The following is an 18261-nucleotide window of genomic DNA, read 5'->3' as shown; positions in this document are numbered from 1 at the left end:
GCACACCACAGGCATCATCAGGTATAATCATTAATATGCCCCTAAAAAATAATATAAACCAAAACAACTTTAGGAGAACTAAAAATTATGAGTTACTTACAATTTAACCCACACAATCAAGGCCCTTTGCAGGAAGGCTCCGCCAAGCAAACCAAAATCCAACAGGGGTCGATCAAGCGGTCTTTTTCGGATTGGATCATCGAGAATTATGGCGCAGACTATTTAGAGACGTTAAATAAGCAACGATCTAAGAAAGGAGCTGAACGATTTAACAACTGCGCAGCATCAAATCAACCGGTAGTTGGGATCATCGGCGGCGGATTCGCGGGCATGTACGCGGGGCTTATTCTGCAATCACTAGGAATCGAGAGCCAAATTTTCGAAGGTTCTGAGCGGGTCGGAGGCCGGATTGACACTTGGTATTCCAGTAATTACGATGCAGACAATAAACAAACTGCCGGACTATATGGCGAGATGGGTGGCATGCGCTTGCCGCAATATTCAGAAGATATGCTACCAGTGCAACATTTAGCCCTAGCGGTTAATGCGGTGTTAAAAAGTAACAACATGGCTGACAAGCTGGTCGAGTGGCGTAAGTTTTATTACAATTCTCCGGTGCAACGGATGCGTTACAACAACATGGAAGAACCTATCGAGGCGCAAGATTCAAGTTTGAACTCGCTTAATTTTGGCTCTGATGAAGGTGGTGATATTCCAATGGTTTGGGTAACGCCTACGACGCAGGGGAGCAGCACTGAATATTTGCCGATCAACGTTATTCTGGATAAAGTTAATGCTAAGTTTATCGATGCACTGAGTGACTCTTTTGCTGATGGTTTCAAGATGTTAATGGAGTTTGACAATTACTCTATGTGGGCATATTTAACCAACGTCTTTACCTTAGAACATTTGGGCGAGTACTACCAAGAGACTATGGGGCCTAAAGATGCGCATTTGTCGTACAACGTTACCAGCTATCTAGAAACAATGAATGTTGGCACAGGCATGTATTCGGTATCCTTTGTAGAGATGGTGATTGCTGTTTATGATTGGGGCGGTAGTAAAAACTCATACAACCCCTGCGACCCAAACATCTATATGCTAACTGTCGATAAAGGAATGCAGAACTTTCCTGATGCTTGCAAAGCCGTATTGAATTTAGAGTCTGGCGTTACCGCCGATGTGGGATATGCCGCACAGCAACAAATCGGCATGATCAGAGGTACCAATGAGCAAAAGGGCTATTCGCCAGATAACCTCACAGCAGCAGCACAGCCACCTTCAAGTGTACCTAAGGCAGAAACTATTCCTAGCAACCCACCACCTGCCTCAAAAACAAAGCAACGGGTGTTTATGAATCATCAAGTATTGGGTGTGGTTCATGATCCTTCTTTATATGACGGTCTGGGCGGTATGAAAGTCTCCGTCAAAGATACAAATGGTCAAGGCGATGCTGTCGAAAGACACTTTCCTTATGTGATTAGCACCCTGCCAAACGGTAAATATTTAAATGGGCAAGCGAGTTTTGATTTCTTTGAAGATTTATCATTTTCCAAAGCAAGGGCTCTAAGAGAGTCAAATTACATGCCATCTTTTAAGGCTTTTATAACCTTTGATAGCCAATTTTGGGCCAAACTGGGTGAACGTCAAAATGCGGGTTTGGGCGTTGGCACTACCGATCGTTCTAACCGGCAAATAGTCTATCCGAGCTATGGCTACGATGCCGATGCCGGTGTATTACAAGTCTACTGTTGGGCTCAAGATGCAGAGCGCTTAGGCGCGTTAACCGATGAAGAGGCGATCAACGAATGCTTAAAGGGAATTCAATATTTATACCCAGAAGTTGACGTTATGGCTGAGTATGCCAAATACAACCCTGATGTCACCACCAAAACCTGGTTTTGGGACAATCATGCCGGCGGTGGCGCCTTTGCAATGTTTAGGCCAGGGCAATTCAAAAAACTTTATCCGACGCTACTAACACCGGAATTTGATGGTTGCCTAAATTTCGCCGGCGAATGCTGTTCAGTGCATCATGGTTGGATCGTCGGTGCTTTAGATTCGGCCTACAATGCCGTTTACAACATCATTCGGCAGTCTGGAGATAAGGCTCTACTTGATCAAATGGAACGCACCTGGGGCATACTCACGGCGCCCGATATCGATTCGCGGTCAACGCGCGTGCAAAAAATGTTGGCCTAAACATTTAGAATAAAAGAATAAAATATAAGGGGTCAAATATAAGGGGTCGGTGACACTTGATAATTATTCTCATTTGCATTCTTTTAAAATTAGCCATAATTGATGGGGTATTTAGGGTCGAAAGGAGTCGATAATACCCCGTAAGCCACGCCATTTTTTAGTAAACGTTCAATGTCATCATGGGTGTATGGTTATTTTGGTCAGATAAATAACTTAGTTTTACACTCAAAAACTGGGTTATGTCCCGTTTTAAATCAGCAATGCCGATAACAATGCAATACTTTCTTAACCCGGATTAAACCGCCCTTGCTATCCCTTGCGGATGTCCATAAAAGTAATAAGCATGAACGGTATACTCTTGGGGTATTTGAATATGTCAGTTGCCCGTTAATTCTTCAGGAATCAACCTTCAGGATCACTCATGCAATTAATTATTTTGAAGCTGCGCAAGCACCTTTGCACGTTCTTATCTTACCCAGCTAGGCTCGCCCGAAAGCGGCCATAACCTTAATCAAACAACAAATCATCGCCTTCGTCAAAAATACCGCTGCATATCTGCAACTCCAGCTTGGTGAAGATATCAAATTCAGTGAGTTGATTATTAAAAAGTGCACTAATCAAAATAAACTCAATAATGCTTATAAAACCAGTTATGGCTTAACCGTGTTTGCCTGGCTGCATGAAAAACGTATGTCACTGGCCAAACGTTATTAAAAAACACCACTTTGAGTATTTTACCTGTGGGTGAGCAAGTGGGTTATCCAGATTCTAATAATTTCTCAACCGCATGCAAGCGTGAGTATAAATTATCGCCCAAGCATTACAGACAATCCTTATTCTTAGGAATATTAGTGCACCAAACAAAGGTTTTAGGGAGCGAGGCAAAGGTTTATTAATTTTTAGCGTTGTATTGTCATGGCATATGAAAAAAATGAATAAGTAAATGAACACATCACCACTTCGGATGGGACAGATGTGGCGGAGCTTACCTGATGTTAGCAATAGAAAAAAAATGGTATCAAATTTATACCAAGTCCAACGCAGAAAAAAAACTGTATGAAAAAATCCTCATGCTGGATGCCGAGGCATTTTTACCATTAAGAAAGCTTCGTAAACAGTGGAGTGACAGAGTGAAGGTCATAGAGGAGCCAGCGTTTAAATCGTATATATTTGCAAAGTTGACCGGTACACAAGTACGTATGGTTGAGCGGTTGGCTGAATTTTGTTGTTTTATCAGCTATGGCGGTGGCGGCAAAAGCATGACGGGTAAAACGAACAAATATTTTCCGTCTATTACAGATCAAGATATCGATAGTATCGCCAAGGTATTGGCCATTTTTCCGAGTGCACAGTTGCAAGACATAAACACATTGAGCAAAGGCAGTAAAGTTCAAATCAATCACGGTAGTTTAGCAAACTATCAGGGGACTTTATTGGCAGACCCTGAAGGCAATAAAGTGGCCATTGATATTAAAGGCTTGGCACAATCGCTGGTGATAAATGTCCCTGTGGATTTACTCAAAGCAATAGCATAATCATTATAAACAATCACAAAACTATTTTGGCTACTCGTTATCATGGGTGCCTTGCTATTGTGATGTCTCTGACCCCTCGATCGGATTGGAGGTATAAAATTACTAAAATAAACACCTATAATATTCAAGGATTATGGACATGGCTACTCCACTTTTGCCGCCAGAACCTGCACCTGCAGCCAAGCATAGTAAATTAGACCAGTTTATTCCGGTTCAAAATTCACCCCCAACAATAGTGTTATGGAGATTTGCTGAATACCTGTCTGGTAAGTGGAACCATAAATCCATAATGTTGAGTATTAAAAAAGCCTTAAATACTAACTACAACCAATGGATAATTAATTTAACCATTAAAAATGGACGGTTTGATATAGGTAGAGTGGATCAATTACCTTGGGGTCAACGACAAAAGCTTGCTGAAATGTTTGCCACTTGGCTCACTGGTCAACAAACATTAACGCCGAAAGAAAAAAATTACTTTTATGTCGCTTCCATCCTTAATAATAAATCCATGTTACAAGAAGCAGCACAATTTTATTGCGATGTAGTACAACAATACAGAAATGATCCGCGGCTCGAGGGCTATATATCCAAAGAAAGTCAACACAACTGGCCTTGTCCTCCATTCTCAAACGGGATCTATGACATTCTTACCACACTACCCATTTTCAGCTGGATACAGTCGAATATAAATAATCGTGGTTATGTGCAAATGATATGGACAGCCTTGTATCAAAAAATTTTAGGGCGCATTGATTTAAAACATGGTTTGCTTCTTTGTGAGGTACATATGCAAACACTCACGCAAAAGCAGGATGACTATACCGATGATGAAGTCGGTTACATAGTCCGCGGCATGTTACAACTTCGCGATGTTAACAAAGTAGAAAAACATGACCGCAATGGTGTTTACGCCAGATACTGCACCGATAGTGACAAACTCAAAAATCGCCTGATTGGAAAAGCGGCGCGTTATAGCCGGAAAAACATCACTAAAATTGGAAGTGCGAATATTTTAAAGTTCGGTTTAAAGTTTTCGACGCTCTACGACATTAAAGATCTGGATCCTGGCGCTAAAGGGCGGATATATAATTATAGCCATGATCATATTCAGGGGATGTCAGGAAGCACTTTAGACTATTGTAATTGGCTTCATTATTTAACCAATGGTGACATGCTTAAATCATTAAGGCTTTTTCAGGTTAATTACGCGGGTTGGCATGCCATTGCTCCCGATGGTATGTCACATTCACAATTAGAATCTATCAATACTATCTTTGATATGTGGGGTGGCCATCACATCTCAGATGCCATAATGATACCGATAACAAGCCATGATGATATCAAGAGCATGATGAAAATCATTCACAATACAATGCCCTATTTAGTCCCTGTCGATCAAGGTTATACGAGGAAAATATAAAATCAATGGTTGAGCTAGATAACGGCTCTCTTAACCGCATACGAACATAAATAACACAGCAAAATCAACAACTTAATCTGGACTTAATTCGATTTATCATTCTATTATAAAGACCAACACCGAAACGTTTGACTGTGTGTACTTATGTTCTATACACGCAAAAAACGTTTATAAACTTACTGGGTTGACTATCAGGAGATAACTATGTCAATACAAGATACGCTACCAAAATCACGCTTAACCTTGCGCTATCGCACTGAAATTAATGGCCAACAAGAGGATATCGAGTTGCCGTTACGCCTTCTTGTCGTGGGTGATTTTTCTGGAAGCAATTCCAGTAAAGATTCTTTTGAAGGGCGCAATGTGCTGAGCTTTGACGGAAAAAACCTGAATAATATAATGCAAAAAATGAAAATTCGTTTAAAAGTAACTGACAGCGAAGAAAACACTCACACTATTCCTATTGAAAATGTTGACTCTTTTTTACCGGGCAACGTGATTAAATCTATCAGCACAATGGATGATATGGTCAAAGCAAAAAACTTACTTAACTCCTTACTTTCCAGCATAAATAATAGCAATAAATTTCGCCAAACCCTGTCCACATTATTGGAAGAACCAGAGGCATTGGACAAATTAAAACAACTGATGGCACCCGGTTACGAAAAGATTGCAACATTACCTCCAAGCGTTACCCATGCTGGCACTGCTGGTTAATGCACAAAACAACTATCAATTTTACAGGAACATAAGCCATGAGTGATAACGCTGTAGCTACCCAAACATCTCTTGCCGTACTCGGTGAGAGTTTGCACTATCAACCGGAGATACTGCAAAAACTGTTGAATAAGAAACAACGTTTACTGAGTTTTGATGAGCTTAATCAAAACATTTCTAAACTGCTTGCGCCAATGGAGGACATTAAAGATACCCCCGAGCTAAAAGCAATGGAGAAGACCCTCAACAAGTTTAAAACAGCATCCACCAATACGCTAAAATTTATTACCGAGTTGGATACAGACAGTAAAGTGGATATTGTTAATATTGTTGATAAAACGATTAAAACATTAGACGAAAATACCGATAAAACAATGGCTTTGGTGGAAGAGGCGAAAGCCGCTGAACCTGAAGATACGGCGACATTAGATAATGCTCGCAAATCGTTTCTCAAGTTGGCCAAGGATACACAACCTCTAAGTACACAACAAAAATCCCTTAGTGAATCCTTGCAAAGCGAAGATAACTTGGTGCTTGATGAAGCCGAACAAGCAGCCGATTATTTTTTGAGTAGTCTGGCCATTGCTCTATTTAACGATATTTTGTCAGTTGATGACGACGAGAGTTCTCATTTGGCTGCCATTCGTCAAAAAGTACGTAATTTAACCAGTCAAATAAATGACAAGCTTGATGAGGACTTAAACGCCATAGTGCATGATGAAAATTTTAAGGCTATGGAAGCCAACTGGTTAGGTTTGCATAATCTTATTGAAAGTACAGATTGGTCTGCAGATGTGATGATTGATGTGTTCGACTGTACTAAAGAAGAACTAGGTGAAGATCTTGAAAACAATGCCGTAGATTTGATTAATGGTGAATTTTTCAAAAAAGTCTATGTAGCGGAATACGACCAATTTGGTGGTTTGCCCTATGGCGCTATTATTGGGTTATATGAATTTGAAAACACCCGTGAAGACCGGGCTTGGTTGTCAACCATGGGTAAACTGGCAAACGCCAGTCATGCGCCTTTTATTAGTTCGGTGGGACCTAAGTTTTTTGGTTGTAAAAACATTGAAGAAATGGCTGATATTCGAGACCTAAGGGCGCATATGAGTCATCCTAGATTTGAGAAATGGCAGGCCATGCGAGATACTGAAGAAGCAGCTTATATAGGCCTCACACTCCCTCGTTTTTTATTAAGGGCCCCCTACCACGCAGAAAATAATCCTGCTGGCGCTGGTTTGACGTATGAAGAAGAGATCCGTACCCAAAAAGGAGGAGAGGATTTTTTGTGGTGTAATGCTTCATTGTTATTTGCCAAAAATATGATTGGATCATTTATCAATTCTGGCTGGTGTCAATATTTGCGAGGCCCTAAAGGAGGCGGAAAAATAGAACACCTGCCGCGCTATGCTTTTGATCTTAATGGCCAACAGGAAATTAAAGCCCCCATTGAAATGGTCATTCCTGACTACCGAGAATTGGCTTTTGCCGACCTAGGATTTATCCCGTTAATTTATCGTAAAGGTGGCTCTGAGGCCTGCTTCTTTAGTAGTCAGTCAATTAAAAAATCAAACCGTTTTAAAGACCCCCATGACTCTGAAAACTCACAATTGGTGACGAATCTGTCCTACACATTATCGATCACTCGCATCGCCCACTATGTCAAATGCATTATGCGTGACAACATTGGTAGCTCTGCAGATGGTCCCTATATTAATAATGTTTTACAGACGTGGTTGTCTCAATATGTAACGACAGTCGTCAACCCAGATGACCTAACACTAAGGTACTACCCCTTTAAAGCAGCACAAGTAATTACAACGTCTCAAGAAGGCATGATTGGTTGGTACAACAGTGAGATAACAATTTTACCGCATATTCAGTTTGAAGGGTTAGATGTTGAATTAAAAATGGACGTGCGGATTTAGGTTTGCACAGTTTTGCACAGTATAATTTTAATAAATATTAAATTGAGGATTTAAACATGGCTTCTACATCATTTAATTGCAGCGTTAATCAGGGCTTTAATTTTGAAAAAGACTCTCAGAGCGTTGTTGGGCATCTCACGTCCTTGAAAATTGGTACCACAGAATTCGCCAAAGACATTGAAATAATGGACCCTACCGCTATCAAAGATGACACCAAAGTCAAAGTGGTGGGCGTGATATCAGGGATCTATTGGAATGGCGGTTATGCTGATCCACTTAGCATAAATTGCCAAGTTTCAACCGTGAATAAACAAGATTCGGTGGTGCTACAACACTCTGATTTGAGTGATACAACAGTGGAATATGACTACGTAATCTACGACTACGATCCAGTGGCAAAAGTTTACTTTAAGGCCTTTCACAATAACGAAACAACCTTAAAAGGCCTAGTAGAAAAATCCGGTGGGTCCTTGAGCCTTGGTATCGAAATGGACCAAGGTATGGAAGTCGTATCGCCTAAAAACTTTGGATTTTACATTGGCATTATGCCCCAAGAAGAAGCGCAAACTGTGCATTATGGCGTATCCAATACGGGTAAGTTCACTAAAGCTTGGGGAGTGACTGTCGCTGCATAAGGTGGCAAGCCTGAGCTATACCGATTATAGCTTAGGTTAACACCCCTTATGTTGCCTGTTTATCGTGCAACATAGTGGGTAATAATCATTCATTATCAACATATTTCGTTATCAATGGGCAAGCATCTATCTATGAGTATTCATGACATTGCACCTGTGCACTGGCAAATGGGCCAAACATTACTGCCCGACCACCTAATTGCACAAGAAAATGCCTTAACTGCTAACACTTTCTTGCGTCATCAAGCTAGTGGTTTGCCATTTTATGGCATAGGCAAGTTGGAATGGGACAAGTATTTGCTTGCAAAAGGTAATCTCAATCTCACCTCATTTCGTGTATTTACGCATGCCAATAGTTTGTTAGTGGATTGTCCAGGGAATGCCGATATTGTCAGCTTGCCCTTAGAGCTCAAAGATACATCTAGAGTTAAGGTATACTATTTTATACTACAGAGCCCACCAGCAATGAATACCGAACAATTACCACACAACATCTCAGAGACTGTTGCTCGCCGTATATTCAAAGTTATTTTGGCTTTGCAGCCTGCGTTGAGTGAAGAGTACGAAACCTTGTGTAAGCATTACAAGGTTATTGACCAAGGTAAACTTGCGGAATTTGTTGAGGATAACAACGGCGGTTGGAAACTGTCTGAGCGTTTTATCCCACCACTCGTACAGATAGGAGTAAGTGAATTTTTGCTTGGCCCTTTGAAGCAATTGAATATTCTCCTTAACCGTTATCTGAAAGAGACCCTAGGGCTGTATCAAAAACAACAGTTACCTGACATTAAACTGTTTGAGATAAAACACTGCATAAATGCTTTATATGAAAGCCAACAGTTTCTAGCTAACCATATTGGTTATCCAAAACAAAAACCAGAATTGCAATTACACCCCTACTTTTTATACGAGCAGTTACAAAAACTTCATAGGCAACTAAGTTTACTCAGTGGAGAATGGGCGCCCCTACCTTTGCAGAACTATCAACATAGTGATTTGCATGGCACCTTTAAAACATTGTTTCGCAATGTCGTATCTCGTCTTAAATTGCATAGTCGCAACAGTCAGAGTTTTCAGTTACACCTCAAAGATGGTAAATATCAAACGGTGCTTCCAGACGTTGCCAGTAGAAAAGATAACCTATATTTAGTCATAAACTGTGATCAACAACCTTCATTGGCTGACGAAGACCTGCCCTGCATGAGCAGCCACAAACGCATCTCAACTTTATTCCATTATTCTTTAAGTGGTGTGGGACTTATACCCGTTAAACATAAAGCGCTCACCCATTATTTTGGTCAGACCACCCAGTGTTTCCGGCTACAGGAAGGTGAAGAGCTTGATCACATAATTCAGGAGGCAAGCTTAAGCTTTCTAGCACAGCCAGAATTCGAAGCCTATTCCTTTTTTTTGTTTTATCAACCACAAACGTCCTCTTCAACGGGAGTCATACATGCCCCTATTAAATAAATTTGTAACCTTGCCCTCTACTAGAACAGGCCACCCCGTTGCTAGCGAGAGTGACGATCCACAAGTTCAAAGCATCATAGACAACCTCAGAACAGTATTGCAGTCGCGGAGAACATTGGGAGCAGGGCACACAATAGGCTTACAGGATTATTCAGAGCAATTGCTAGGTGAGCCACTGATGCATCTGCTTTGTGCAGACATGCGTGAGCAAATTACTCTTCATGAGCCTAGATTGGATGCGGTGGAGGTATCATTAATAGAAAATGGCGCTAATTTATGGCGTATGACCCTCAGCGCTCAGTTAAAGCAGCGACAAAACGCAGCAGGGCAGACCTCTTCCAAGCATAAACCTATTACCTGCATATTAGAACTGGCCAAGCCAGCCTATTTACAAAACATGCGAGACGTCAAAGTGGTGATGATATGAGCGCGCTATTTTGTCGGGTTGAGTTGAACAAGACAGATGGCATAGTCATTACCCTAGATAATAAGGATGGCAGTATCACTCACACCATAGTACTCAGCGGTGATGATATCACGACCATCAGCAAGGGTGATGCAGGTACCAGCACCATAGTGCAAGCACCAGACAAAATTACTATGGACTGTAAAACCTTCGAGCTCACTGCTGAAACTATCACATGCAGCGCCAGTAGTACGGCTGAATTCAACAGTGGCAGTGACTTCAGCATTAACAGCGATGCCAATCTCAATGCTAAGGCTGCCATGGATGTCAGTGTTGATGGCACCAATATCAACCTCACTGGCACCGCGCAAATAAGTGGCTCAGCGCCCCTTATAAAACTGCAATAACGGGCAATAGGATAAAAAATGGCAACGTCAGAACCCAAAATCACAGCAAACGAACAGAATATTTTCCATGAAGAAATGACGTTTCTGGCGAATATCCAATCACGTTTTATGGATATACATAGCCAAGTCCCGGTAGAGTATGAGGATCCTGATGTTAAACGCCTCTCTGAAGCCATGGCAGCATTTATGGCCAAAGGTCGAATCGAGGGCAAGGCCCAAATCAATCAACTTCATCGCCGTGTATTTCAACAATTGTTACCCTATATTGCCTCCCCCGTGGCCTCAATGGGTTTGTTACAAACCAACACGCGTCATATTACTGAAGCGACCGAAATAAAGGCTGGCACAGCATTTACTATTATCTCAGAAGATGACGACAAGGCTGAATACCAAAGCCTCCATGCTATGCCGATAAGGCCCATTACCTTGGGACGTCTTGGGTATGCATCAAATAACCTAACAACAGCTAGCGCCGGCAGTCAGTTCAAAATTGAAATAAACGCACTCACCAAAGTACCTGGTCACCTGCAACACTTACCCCTTTATTTAACGGTTAATAATAATTACTCGCTGACCTTACAACTGATCAAAATATTGGAGCAAAGTCTGGTAGCTGTGAGCGCAGTATTTGATGAAAACCTTGAAGTATTAGGCCAGTTTTCATTAGGCGCTTGTCAACCAGAAATTCAAGCCATAAATACCCGCAACTCACCTGATATGGAGCCAGATGCAGAGCATCCTATCGAAAATATAAGGCACTTCTTTCAGTTACCCCAGCAAGAGAATTACCTAAATCTATATTTTAAGGAAAGCCCACAGCAGTGGAACAAGTGTGAATTGAAATTAATTTTAAATTCACCTTGGCCGCAAAACAGCAAATTATCAGTTGAGTTTTTTAAACTTGGAGTGATTTGTGTTGAGAACATAAGCAAAGATCAGGCAGAGGCATTTACCTTTGATGCAACCCGTAGTGCACACCCCGTTCGACCACCTGCTACAGCACCTGAACTGGTTATGCTTAAATGCCTTGGTGTTTATCGAGGGGCATTAAAAGACCGAGATTTATTACGCCCCGGTATTCTAAAGTCTGGTGATGGTGCATATGAACTCCATCATCAAGGAACGGCCCCCCCTTTGATTGACATCCAACTTGCTGAAGCTTTCTTCAAACCAGTAAAAATTACCGTTGACGCTTTGTGGCACCAACCGGGGTTTAGTGCCCACCTCTGGAAGAAATTAGCAGTCAGAACAACGCAGTTAGATATACCTGGGTTAAAATGTCAGGTATTTTCTCCTCCTGTCCCCCATGTACCCTTTAACGACAACGATCCACACAGTCTATTAGAATTAAGTCTGTTAAAGAACAAAGACAGATTAACGCTTGAAGAAATAATTTTTATTCTTGAAAGTATAAGCACAGTATTTACACGAGAATTTAAAACTGTGAAACCCTTGCTAGTAGAAGTACATTTTTTCCCACCCAACAATTATGGGTTTGTGATTGCCGATACCAGTGCGCAAACACGCACGTTACTTGAGTGTTTTGTGAAAAAGTTACAAATATTGCTAAACCTCTGGTTAGCTGGCAGCAAAATCAGAGTCACTATCAAAAACAAAATCCACATAGCTGAGCCCACCAGCCATGATGAATATCAGGAACATGAATTTGTTCCTGAAGAAGAACCCACTTCATCTAGCCAACCTCTATCAGCCACGCCACACACAGCAGAAGAAGACAAACTCATTCCCGTATCTTCAGACAATTGGTTGCTTTTTGAAGAGGAAATAGACGAACTCGGTTTAACGCAAAGAGATGCTAAAGATGCATAACAAGCTCTGGGACATAATCTATCAATACTTTACTGCACAGGCCAAGATTTATCATAAATTTGCAGACCTAGATTTTGAGCAGCAAATGGCATTGCTGGCAGAGACAGAGGTTGATCCTGTCGACCCAGCAGTGGTTGGCTTGAATTCGCTGTATGTAGAACTTTGTGAAATATTACAACAATGCAAAGAAAACATGAATGGGCTACTAGATGAAACCCAGATTCAGTTTGTTGTTTGTACATTGGCCATTGCTTGTGACGAAAACGTGTTAACGACACAAATAGCTAAAATGCAAATGACTCAGGGGTCATTAGACAAATACTCACGTACCACCGCTGAGTTAACACTCGCGACAAGTTGGCCAAAATTACAGCGGGAATTTGCAAGTTGTACTAATGGTGGTGAGCAGTTTTTTGATAACATCGACTTATTTCTTACTCAGTCGAATGTGTACAGGTTTATCATCGAGTTGTCCTATTTCTGCCTTGCACAAGGATTCCGAGGTAAACACCTTGCTCGCCTCGAAACCATCGATACTTATAAAGACCGCTGTATAGCTAAACTTACCCACGGAGATCATTTTTCGGCAACGGATGATAGACATAACAACAAGAAAATTAATAAGTATGGACATGCTTTGAGGAGCAAAAATGAACCCTCAGCATAATACAATTTCATCATGGTCGTTAAAACAAGAAATAAATGCCCGCCTTGGGGACTTTGATCTTATTTCGTTGCTACGACTACTCAAATTACATCACTATGACGAACAATCACTGTGGTTTAGTAGTCACAATAATATTACCTCTCAAAATCGCCTTATAGAATCGGTCAATATTGACGGCAAACAAGGTTATGCTTTTATAGAGTTGAATATTGGGATCCTCGCCAGCACAGGCATACTGCCAGAACACATGCGAAAATTTATGGATCGCCCTGATGTAAATGAGAAACAGTTACAACAATTTTTTCAATTGTATGACCACCTGCTAATTGTCAGCTATCTTGGGCAGCTTTACCCAGAGATTAATCGTCATTTTTTTGATAATTGGCAACACACAGTGGCTTGTTATACACATCTGCAAAATATGCGCAGTAAAGCTAGCTTGCACTGGTTATTAAATACTGCTTTCCCTGAATTCGAAGTCGCTATAATTAGCAGTCTGTCGAACGACAATAATTTTTTATCTGAGCCTATTCTTGGGCAAATGACCTTGGGAGAAATAAGCGCACAAGAGAAGGAAACAACGCAGCTCGGATTCAAATTTTATATGCTATTACGCCCCGAATGGAATAACCAACCGTTCGACTGGCAGGTAAAAACCAAAGAACGCATCATTGAATGGATTATTCCTTGGCTAAAAGACTTTACTATTGAAGTGGAATTTTATTTATCCATCACCCGCTCTGAAACACACCTAAAATTGCGCCAGCAAAGTGTGTTGGGTTATGACCCGTTTTTGCAAAAAGGTAAAAAAACAAAAATCGAAGCTTCTAACGTAGCAAATTACACCGTACTTATTCATAAACAAAGCTTACCTGAGCACTCACAACACAAGCCGCTGCAAAGAGAATGGGAAGACACATGGCGAATTCGAGTATGACCTATTTTGCCATTGACACTCTTCAAGCATTACCTGTGGTTTTTCAGCATATTAATGAAGATAGTGAAGAGATGCCGATGGTAATTACCAACAATGTCGATGATTGCTTTATGTCTATGTCATCTGATTGGCAATTGGGAAATTACCTAAACATTGTTGAATATGCGAATAACCAACCTATTTATTGCCTCTGCGATATACGTATATGTGTTTATTATTTGTATAGTTTATGGGCTTCGCAAAAAGAGATCACTAGCGAAACACTTTTTATTATTCTGAACCGTATTCTGAACCACCCCCAAGCGCCTTGGAAAGTCACACTGGTAAACCAATCGGATAAAAGTATCAATAAAGTTTTATCCAATAGTGTCGCTTTACTGCTGCGTAAAATCATTAACCACTTAGACAATCCTAATACCCAAGAACGTATTGGGCAGGAAAAACCAGAACAAATTTTACGGGCGCTAAACAACCTGCATACCACGGTTAATAAGCGGCTCAGTCAGCCAACTGATGCACTAGAAAATGCTTTTGTAAGCATAAAGGAATGTTATTCACTACAGCAACAACAGGAACATGAAAAAAATAGCACACAACAAGCTGTATTGAGTGTGGTCGAAAATAATGCCGTTGCGGCCACTAAGCCCGCCAACGTAAAGCCAACCATGGGCAAAGAAGCAATCGATAACAACAATCTGGTTGATCTCACATTATTCAACCCCTCTCATGCGTTAAAACAACTTTTCAGACATATATTATTGTTTAAAGACTTAATTAAGCAAAATGACCAACTGAAAGCCGCCGTAGTATTGAACGATATACAACAAGAATTAGACAACTTTAATCCCCTGCATTATTTCCCTGAGTATTTTACCTCATTTGCTAGTTTGCGGGCTAAACACGGGGCTAAACTCGCACCATTATTTGACCAGCAAGACAGTTATCAATGGAAAGTATTGAGTGAATGTTATAAGACCAACATTGAAGCTTTTCTAACGATAGAGGATACCCAAACAGAATGGGATAAACACCCAGACGATAAGCCAATCGAAGACTATTTGGACGATGGTTATCATGAATAATAGATCTGGTGAATACACCCATACAGGCCCTTTTTCGCAACTAGATGCTCAAACGGGTCACTGCCAGGAATCCCTTGCGTTGACCTTAGTGTTAAGTATTAATGGACAAGACACGACTATTCCAGGGGCGAATATCAAAGTATGTGAACTGGCCATATTACGTTATGGGTTTACTGGTGTTTTAGAGTTTTACGTGCCTAACGACCAACGTGAAGATACGTTAATTGATACTTTTGCTACAGAAGACTTAATTAGCTTAGCGCTTGGGATTAATGCGGTACATAACTTACCTGAACCACTACCAAAAGCGTTTACAGTTAAGGGCTTGGTCACACAAAAATCAGTGACAGAGTCGGCCTATCGTCAAGTAAATGGTGCGCCAGTTTTGTATCGATACTATCGCATCCATTTTGCTGACCCAGCTCAGGTACTTTGGCAACAGCATTATCCAAGCGAGCTATATGTGGATGACTGCATGACAACCGTTATTAACGCACAAGTGGTTTCCCCCATCACCCTAACAATCGATTTTTCGCCAGCCGACACTATTGTGCCCCTAATATGCCTCGCGCTTGGTAACACCGATAATTCACACCCAGGAGAAACCGGTGTCACTAATAAGGCCAGCTTTTACGATTTTTTAATGGGTTATATTCATGATAACAATGGGTTTTTCATCTACGACTATGAGGAGCAAACGTACCAAATCTGTTTAGAAGAACCTCAATTACAAAACACAACAGCATTTTTACCCCATGAAATAAACACGATTCAACATACTTGGCCTGCCAGCAAACGCTCTGTAACCAGCCTGTTAAATGCCACAGCAGACAACAGCAAGAATACGCCATTGACCAATGAGCAAGCAGTGGCTGGTATTAAGCACGACACTATGTTGCGCCAATCAATCGAAGACCGATTCAATCAGCGTAAAGACATGCAAAGCAATCGATTAACTGTGCATGGTAAACAAATTCAAGTTGTTTTTAATCAATGGCCACTGCAAACGTTTTGGCCTGAGTGCGAACTGAGTGTGGATCCCTCAGTAGATGGTCAGCACTTTTTACACGCTAATCAAATCTACCGTTGTGCCAGCCTATATATCAATGTAAAGGCGCTGGATAATCGGCCTGAAAAAGACCTTGATTTAACGTACACCCAATACCAGTTGCTATATCAGGCTCAGGGTCACCCGACGGATAAGCCACAATCTGTGCTGCCGAAATATACACTGCCCCAATACCCTTTGTATGTAGAAGGTTTGATCGTCAGTGACCAAGGGCAAGACAATGAGAAAACCTTTGATGTACCTAAAAATGATGATACTGGCCAATTCGAATACAAAGTAAACATTCCTTTGTGGGATCTAACGATTAAAGTCATGTTGGAGCCTGACTATCTAAACAGCCACTTTTATTTTCCCTTTCATCGAGATACAAAACTACTACTCGCCTTTGATTTATATCGAGCCCATGTGGTGAAAGTACTTAACTGGGGCGAAGGTGTGCAATTACCCATGGCCACCCAAGGAAACCATATTTTATTTGGTAAAACCTCAGAAGATCAAACCTCTGTGTCGCATTTCTATGACGATGGCAAACCGGTTCTTGCGATAAAACGTAATAAAGAAAATGATACAGAACTCGTGCGCCTAGAAGAAGGCAGTATCATTTTACAAACCAGTGAAGACGACTAATGGAGACAGCTTGTGCCAAATTGTGTATGTAGTGGCGCCACCTTACAATGTAGTTTTGGGGTTGCCCCTTCAGTGTTAACTGTATTGCCTATCAATCGTGTGATGGAAGGTACACCGGCGGCAAATATCATGGACTTTATCCCTATAATGAATATTGCCCCCTTTGCACTGTGTAATTCACCCAGTAATCCGGTTGTGATTGCACTGACGGCGGCAGCGTTTGGGGTGCCCACACCTGCGCCTTGTATTCCTGTTACTGTGAGTCCTTGGATTGCAGGAAACCCAACGGTGCTGTTAGCCAATTCACCCATTTTAACCGACGATAGCCAGTTAAACTGCATGTGGGCCGGTGTCATCAGTATAAAACAAGCCGGACAAGTCGTCGTTACCGCTTAGGTCAAAATGAAGTCATTAATCGTCCAAAGGGCAAAGGAGTCAAGTGAGCATGAGTAAACTTCACAGGGATATGTTATTAGGCGGGTTAGGTTTGATTATTTTAGGTACCTTCTTAAGCCTGGTGTTATTGATAGACTGGGCAACATTCAACGACAGCCTTTTATTAAATTTATCGCTCACATTATTGGTTATATTGGGAGGCATATTTTTCTGCTATTTACTTTGGGTAAGAGCTTATGGGGTAAAAGTACTGTTATTAGGTGATCATTCTTATGACGAAGAAAGTCTGATAGACAATTACGAAATACAACTATTAGACGGTCAACTTCACACAAAAATCATCCCTCAAGTCATATTAGAGAAAGATTCGCTAAGAACGCGTGCTCAGTTACGGCGCATAAGGGGCTCTTTCTTTTTCCCACCACGCGTGGTCATCAACCTTAATATTAATCAGTTACTGTTAAACGATGAAGCGCAACAAGTGTTGCTAACGCACAATCTAAACCGCGTGTTACATCTATTAAAACGCCGGCTAGATGAGCAAAAAATAGATGTCATCATTAATTCCATGGGCACCCAAGAAGGCTTTTACGAATTCAGTAATCTGGCCAGTCAACCCATGCGGTTTAGCGCTTCATCCAAGCTCAAGGAGCAATTTGTCGCACTACAAAATAGTAGCCATGCGCTTGGCGAATACCCATCAGAGTGCTTTCTAAACTACCTGAAGTTTAGCCACAACATACCCGTATTTTTGACCATAATAGATACATTATTAAGCAACATAATGTTGTCGGGTTATGATTCTAACTGTGAGGTGGTTTTTTCAAAATAATGAAGAGAAAAGAAGAAAGAAGGAGGGCAAGTCATTTGATTATTAAAACTATTCAAAATGGTAAAACTATTGATGTGCTATGACTTCAACTATGC

The 18261-nt window shown here is 41.1% G+C and carries 17 protein-coding genes; all 17 read left to right on the top strand.

From position 1 onward, the window contains the following. The first annotated feature begins 87 nt into the window (after positions 1 to 87). Positions 88 to 2202 (top strand): FAD-dependent oxidoreductase, encoded by a 2115-nt coding sequence (locus H4J73_RS16135; protein WP_182177417.1) that lies wholly within the window; start codon positions 88 to 90, stop codon positions 2200 to 2202. Positions 2203 to 2927: 725 nt separating this feature from the next. Then, positions 2928 to 3098, top strand: coding sequence for an AraC family transcriptional regulator (locus H4J73_RS21050; protein WP_182177415.1), 171 nt, complete (start codon positions 2928 to 2930; stop codon positions 3096 to 3098). 96 nt (positions 3099 to 3194) lie between these two features. Continuing rightward, complete coding sequence (locus tag H4J73_RS16125) at positions 3195 to 3737, top strand: UpxY family transcription antiterminator (protein ID WP_182177413.1); 543 nt, start codon at positions 3195 to 3197, stop codon at positions 3735 to 3737. 139 nt (positions 3738 to 3876) lie between these two features. Further along, the gene (locus H4J73_RS16120) at positions 3877 to 5160 is read left to right on the top strand and encodes a hypothetical protein (RefSeq protein ID WP_182177411.1); all 1284 of its coding nucleotides are present in this window, start codon (positions 3877 to 3879) and stop codon (positions 5158 to 5160) included. 204 nt (positions 5161 to 5364) lie between these two features. After that, complete coding sequence (tssB, locus tag H4J73_RS16115) at positions 5365 to 5877, top strand: type VI secretion system contractile sheath small subunit (RefSeq protein WP_182177409.1); 513 nt, start codon at positions 5365 to 5367, stop codon at positions 5875 to 5877. Between the two features lie 38 nt (positions 5878 to 5915). Beyond that, complete coding sequence (tssC, locus tag H4J73_RS16110; protein WP_220459975.1) at positions 5916 to 7808, top strand: type VI secretion system contractile sheath large subunit; 1893 nt, start codon at positions 5916 to 5918, stop codon at positions 7806 to 7808. A 56-nt stretch (positions 7809 to 7864) separates the two neighbouring features. Beyond that, positions 7865 to 8443, top strand: a complete 579-nt coding sequence (locus H4J73_RS16105; protein ID WP_182177401.1) for a hypothetical protein — start codon at positions 7865 to 7867, stop codon at positions 8441 to 8443. Between the two features lie 132 nt (positions 8444 to 8575). Continuing rightward, positions 8576 to 9913 carry a type VI secretion system baseplate subunit TssK gene (gene tssK / locus H4J73_RS16100; RefSeq protein WP_182177399.1) on the top strand — a complete coding sequence of 446 codons (1338 nt, stop codon included), beginning with the start codon at positions 8576 to 8578 and terminating at the stop codon, positions 9911 to 9913. Then, a complete protein-coding gene (locus H4J73_RS16095) occupies positions 9897 to 10340 on the top strand; it encodes a hypothetical protein (protein WP_182177391.1) in 444 nt (147 codons plus the stop codon). The genes tssK and H4J73_RS16095 overlap by 17 nt, the downstream gene beginning before the upstream one ends. After that, positions 10337 to 10726: a hypothetical protein gene (locus tag H4J73_RS16090; RefSeq protein ID WP_182177389.1), complete on the top strand. Its 390-nt coding sequence runs from the start codon at positions 10337 to 10339 to the stop codon at positions 10724 to 10726. The genes H4J73_RS16095 and H4J73_RS16090 overlap by 4 nt, the downstream gene beginning before the upstream one ends. Positions 10727 to 10744: 18 nt before the next feature. Further along, entirely contained in the window at positions 10745 to 12556 is a 1812-nt protein-coding gene (locus H4J73_RS16085; protein ID WP_182223580.1) for a type VI secretion system baseplate subunit TssF, read from the top strand. Further along, positions 12549 to 13223 carry a DotU family type IV/VI secretion system protein gene (locus H4J73_RS16080; protein ID WP_182223579.1) on the top strand — a complete coding sequence of 225 codons (675 nt, stop codon included), beginning with the start codon at positions 12549 to 12551 and terminating at the stop codon, positions 13221 to 13223. The genes H4J73_RS16085 and H4J73_RS16080 overlap by 8 nt, the downstream gene beginning before the upstream one ends. Beyond that, positions 13207 to 14160, top strand: coding sequence for a hypothetical protein (locus H4J73_RS16075; protein WP_182177376.1), 954 nt, complete (start codon positions 13207 to 13209; stop codon positions 14158 to 14160). The genes H4J73_RS16080 and H4J73_RS16075 overlap by 17 nt, the downstream gene beginning before the upstream one ends. Next, positions 14142 to 15242 carry a type VI secretion system protein IglI family protein gene (locus H4J73_RS16070; RefSeq protein WP_182177374.1) on the top strand — a complete coding sequence of 367 codons (1101 nt, stop codon included), beginning with the start codon at positions 14142 to 14144 and terminating at the stop codon, positions 15240 to 15242. Before H4J73_RS16075 ends, H4J73_RS16070 begins: the two co-directional genes overlap by 19 nt. Then, on the top strand, positions 15235 to 16938 hold the full coding sequence (locus H4J73_RS16065; RefSeq protein ID WP_182177372.1) for a hypothetical protein: 1704 nt from the start codon (positions 15235 to 15237) through the stop codon (positions 16936 to 16938). Before H4J73_RS16070 ends, H4J73_RS16065 begins: the two co-directional genes overlap by 8 nt. Positions 16939 to 16950: 12 nt before the next feature. Continuing rightward, positions 16951 to 17334: a DUF4280 domain-containing protein gene (locus H4J73_RS16060; protein ID WP_182223578.1), complete on the top strand. Its 384-nt coding sequence runs from the start codon at positions 16951 to 16953 to the stop codon at positions 17332 to 17334. Between the two features lie 49 nt (positions 17335 to 17383). Continuing rightward, entirely contained in the window at positions 17384 to 18166 is a 783-nt protein-coding gene (locus H4J73_RS16055; RefSeq protein WP_182177368.1) for a hypothetical protein, read from the top strand. Positions 18167 to 18261: the final 95 nt, after the last annotated feature.

It is taken from the genome of Colwellia sp. MB3u-41, from assembly GCF_014076845.1.
Taxonomy (GTDB): domain Bacteria; phylum Pseudomonadota; class Gammaproteobacteria; order Enterobacterales; family Alteromonadaceae; genus Colwellia_A.
Note: the sequence above shows the minus strand (reverse complement) of the source record. Positions and strands in the feature narration are given on the sequence as shown.

Bases quoted from the DNA above. Each gene is read 5' to 3' on its own strand.
- H4J73_RS16120 (WP_182177411.1), top strand. From the start codon at position 3,877: ATGGCTACTCCACTTTTGCCGCCAGAACCTGCACCTGCAGCCAAGCAT.
- H4J73_RS16135 (WP_182177417.1), top strand. From the start codon at position 88: ATGAGTTACTTACAATTTAACCCACACAATCAAGGCCCTTTGCAGGAA.
- tssC (WP_220459975.1), top strand. From the start codon at position 5,916: ATGAGTGATAACGCTGTAGCTACCCAAACATCTCTTGCCGTACTCGGT.
- H4J73_RS16075 (WP_182177376.1), top strand. From the start codon at position 13,207: ATGAACCCTCAGCATAATACAATTTCATCATGGTCGTTAAAACAAGAA.
- H4J73_RS16125 (WP_182177413.1), top strand. From the start codon at position 3,195: ATGTTAGCAATAGAAAAAAAATGGTATCAAATTTATACCAAGTCCAAC.
- H4J73_RS16095 (WP_182177391.1), top strand. From the start codon at position 9,897: ATGCCCCTATTAAATAAATTTGTAACCTTGCCCTCTACTAGAACAGGC.
- H4J73_RS16090 (WP_182177389.1), top strand. From the start codon at position 10,337: ATGAGCGCGCTATTTTGTCGGGTTGAGTTGAACAAGACAGATGGCATA.
- H4J73_RS16085 (WP_182223580.1), top strand. From the start codon at position 10,745: ATGGCAACGTCAGAACCCAAAATCACAGCAAACGAACAGAATATTTTC.
- tssB (WP_182177409.1), top strand. From the start codon at position 5,365: ATGTCAATACAAGATACGCTACCAAAATCACGCTTAACCTTGCGCTAT.
- H4J73_RS16080 (WP_182223579.1), top strand. From the start codon at position 12,549: ATGCATAACAAGCTCTGGGACATAATCTATCAATACTTTACTGCACAG.
- tssK (WP_182177399.1), top strand. From the start codon at position 8,576: ATGAGTATTCATGACATTGCACCTGTGCACTGGCAAATGGGCCAAACA.
- H4J73_RS16065 (WP_182177372.1), top strand. From the start codon at position 15,235: ATGAATAATAGATCTGGTGAATACACCCATACAGGCCCTTTTTCGCAA.
- H4J73_RS16070 (WP_182177374.1), top strand. From the start codon at position 14,142: ATGGCGAATTCGAGTATGACCTATTTTGCCATTGACACTCTTCAAGCA.
- H4J73_RS16105 (WP_182177401.1), top strand. From the start codon at position 7,865: ATGGCTTCTACATCATTTAATTGCAGCGTTAATCAGGGCTTTAATTTT.
- H4J73_RS16055 (WP_182177368.1), top strand. From the start codon at position 17,384: ATGAGTAAACTTCACAGGGATATGTTATTAGGCGGGTTAGGTTTGATT.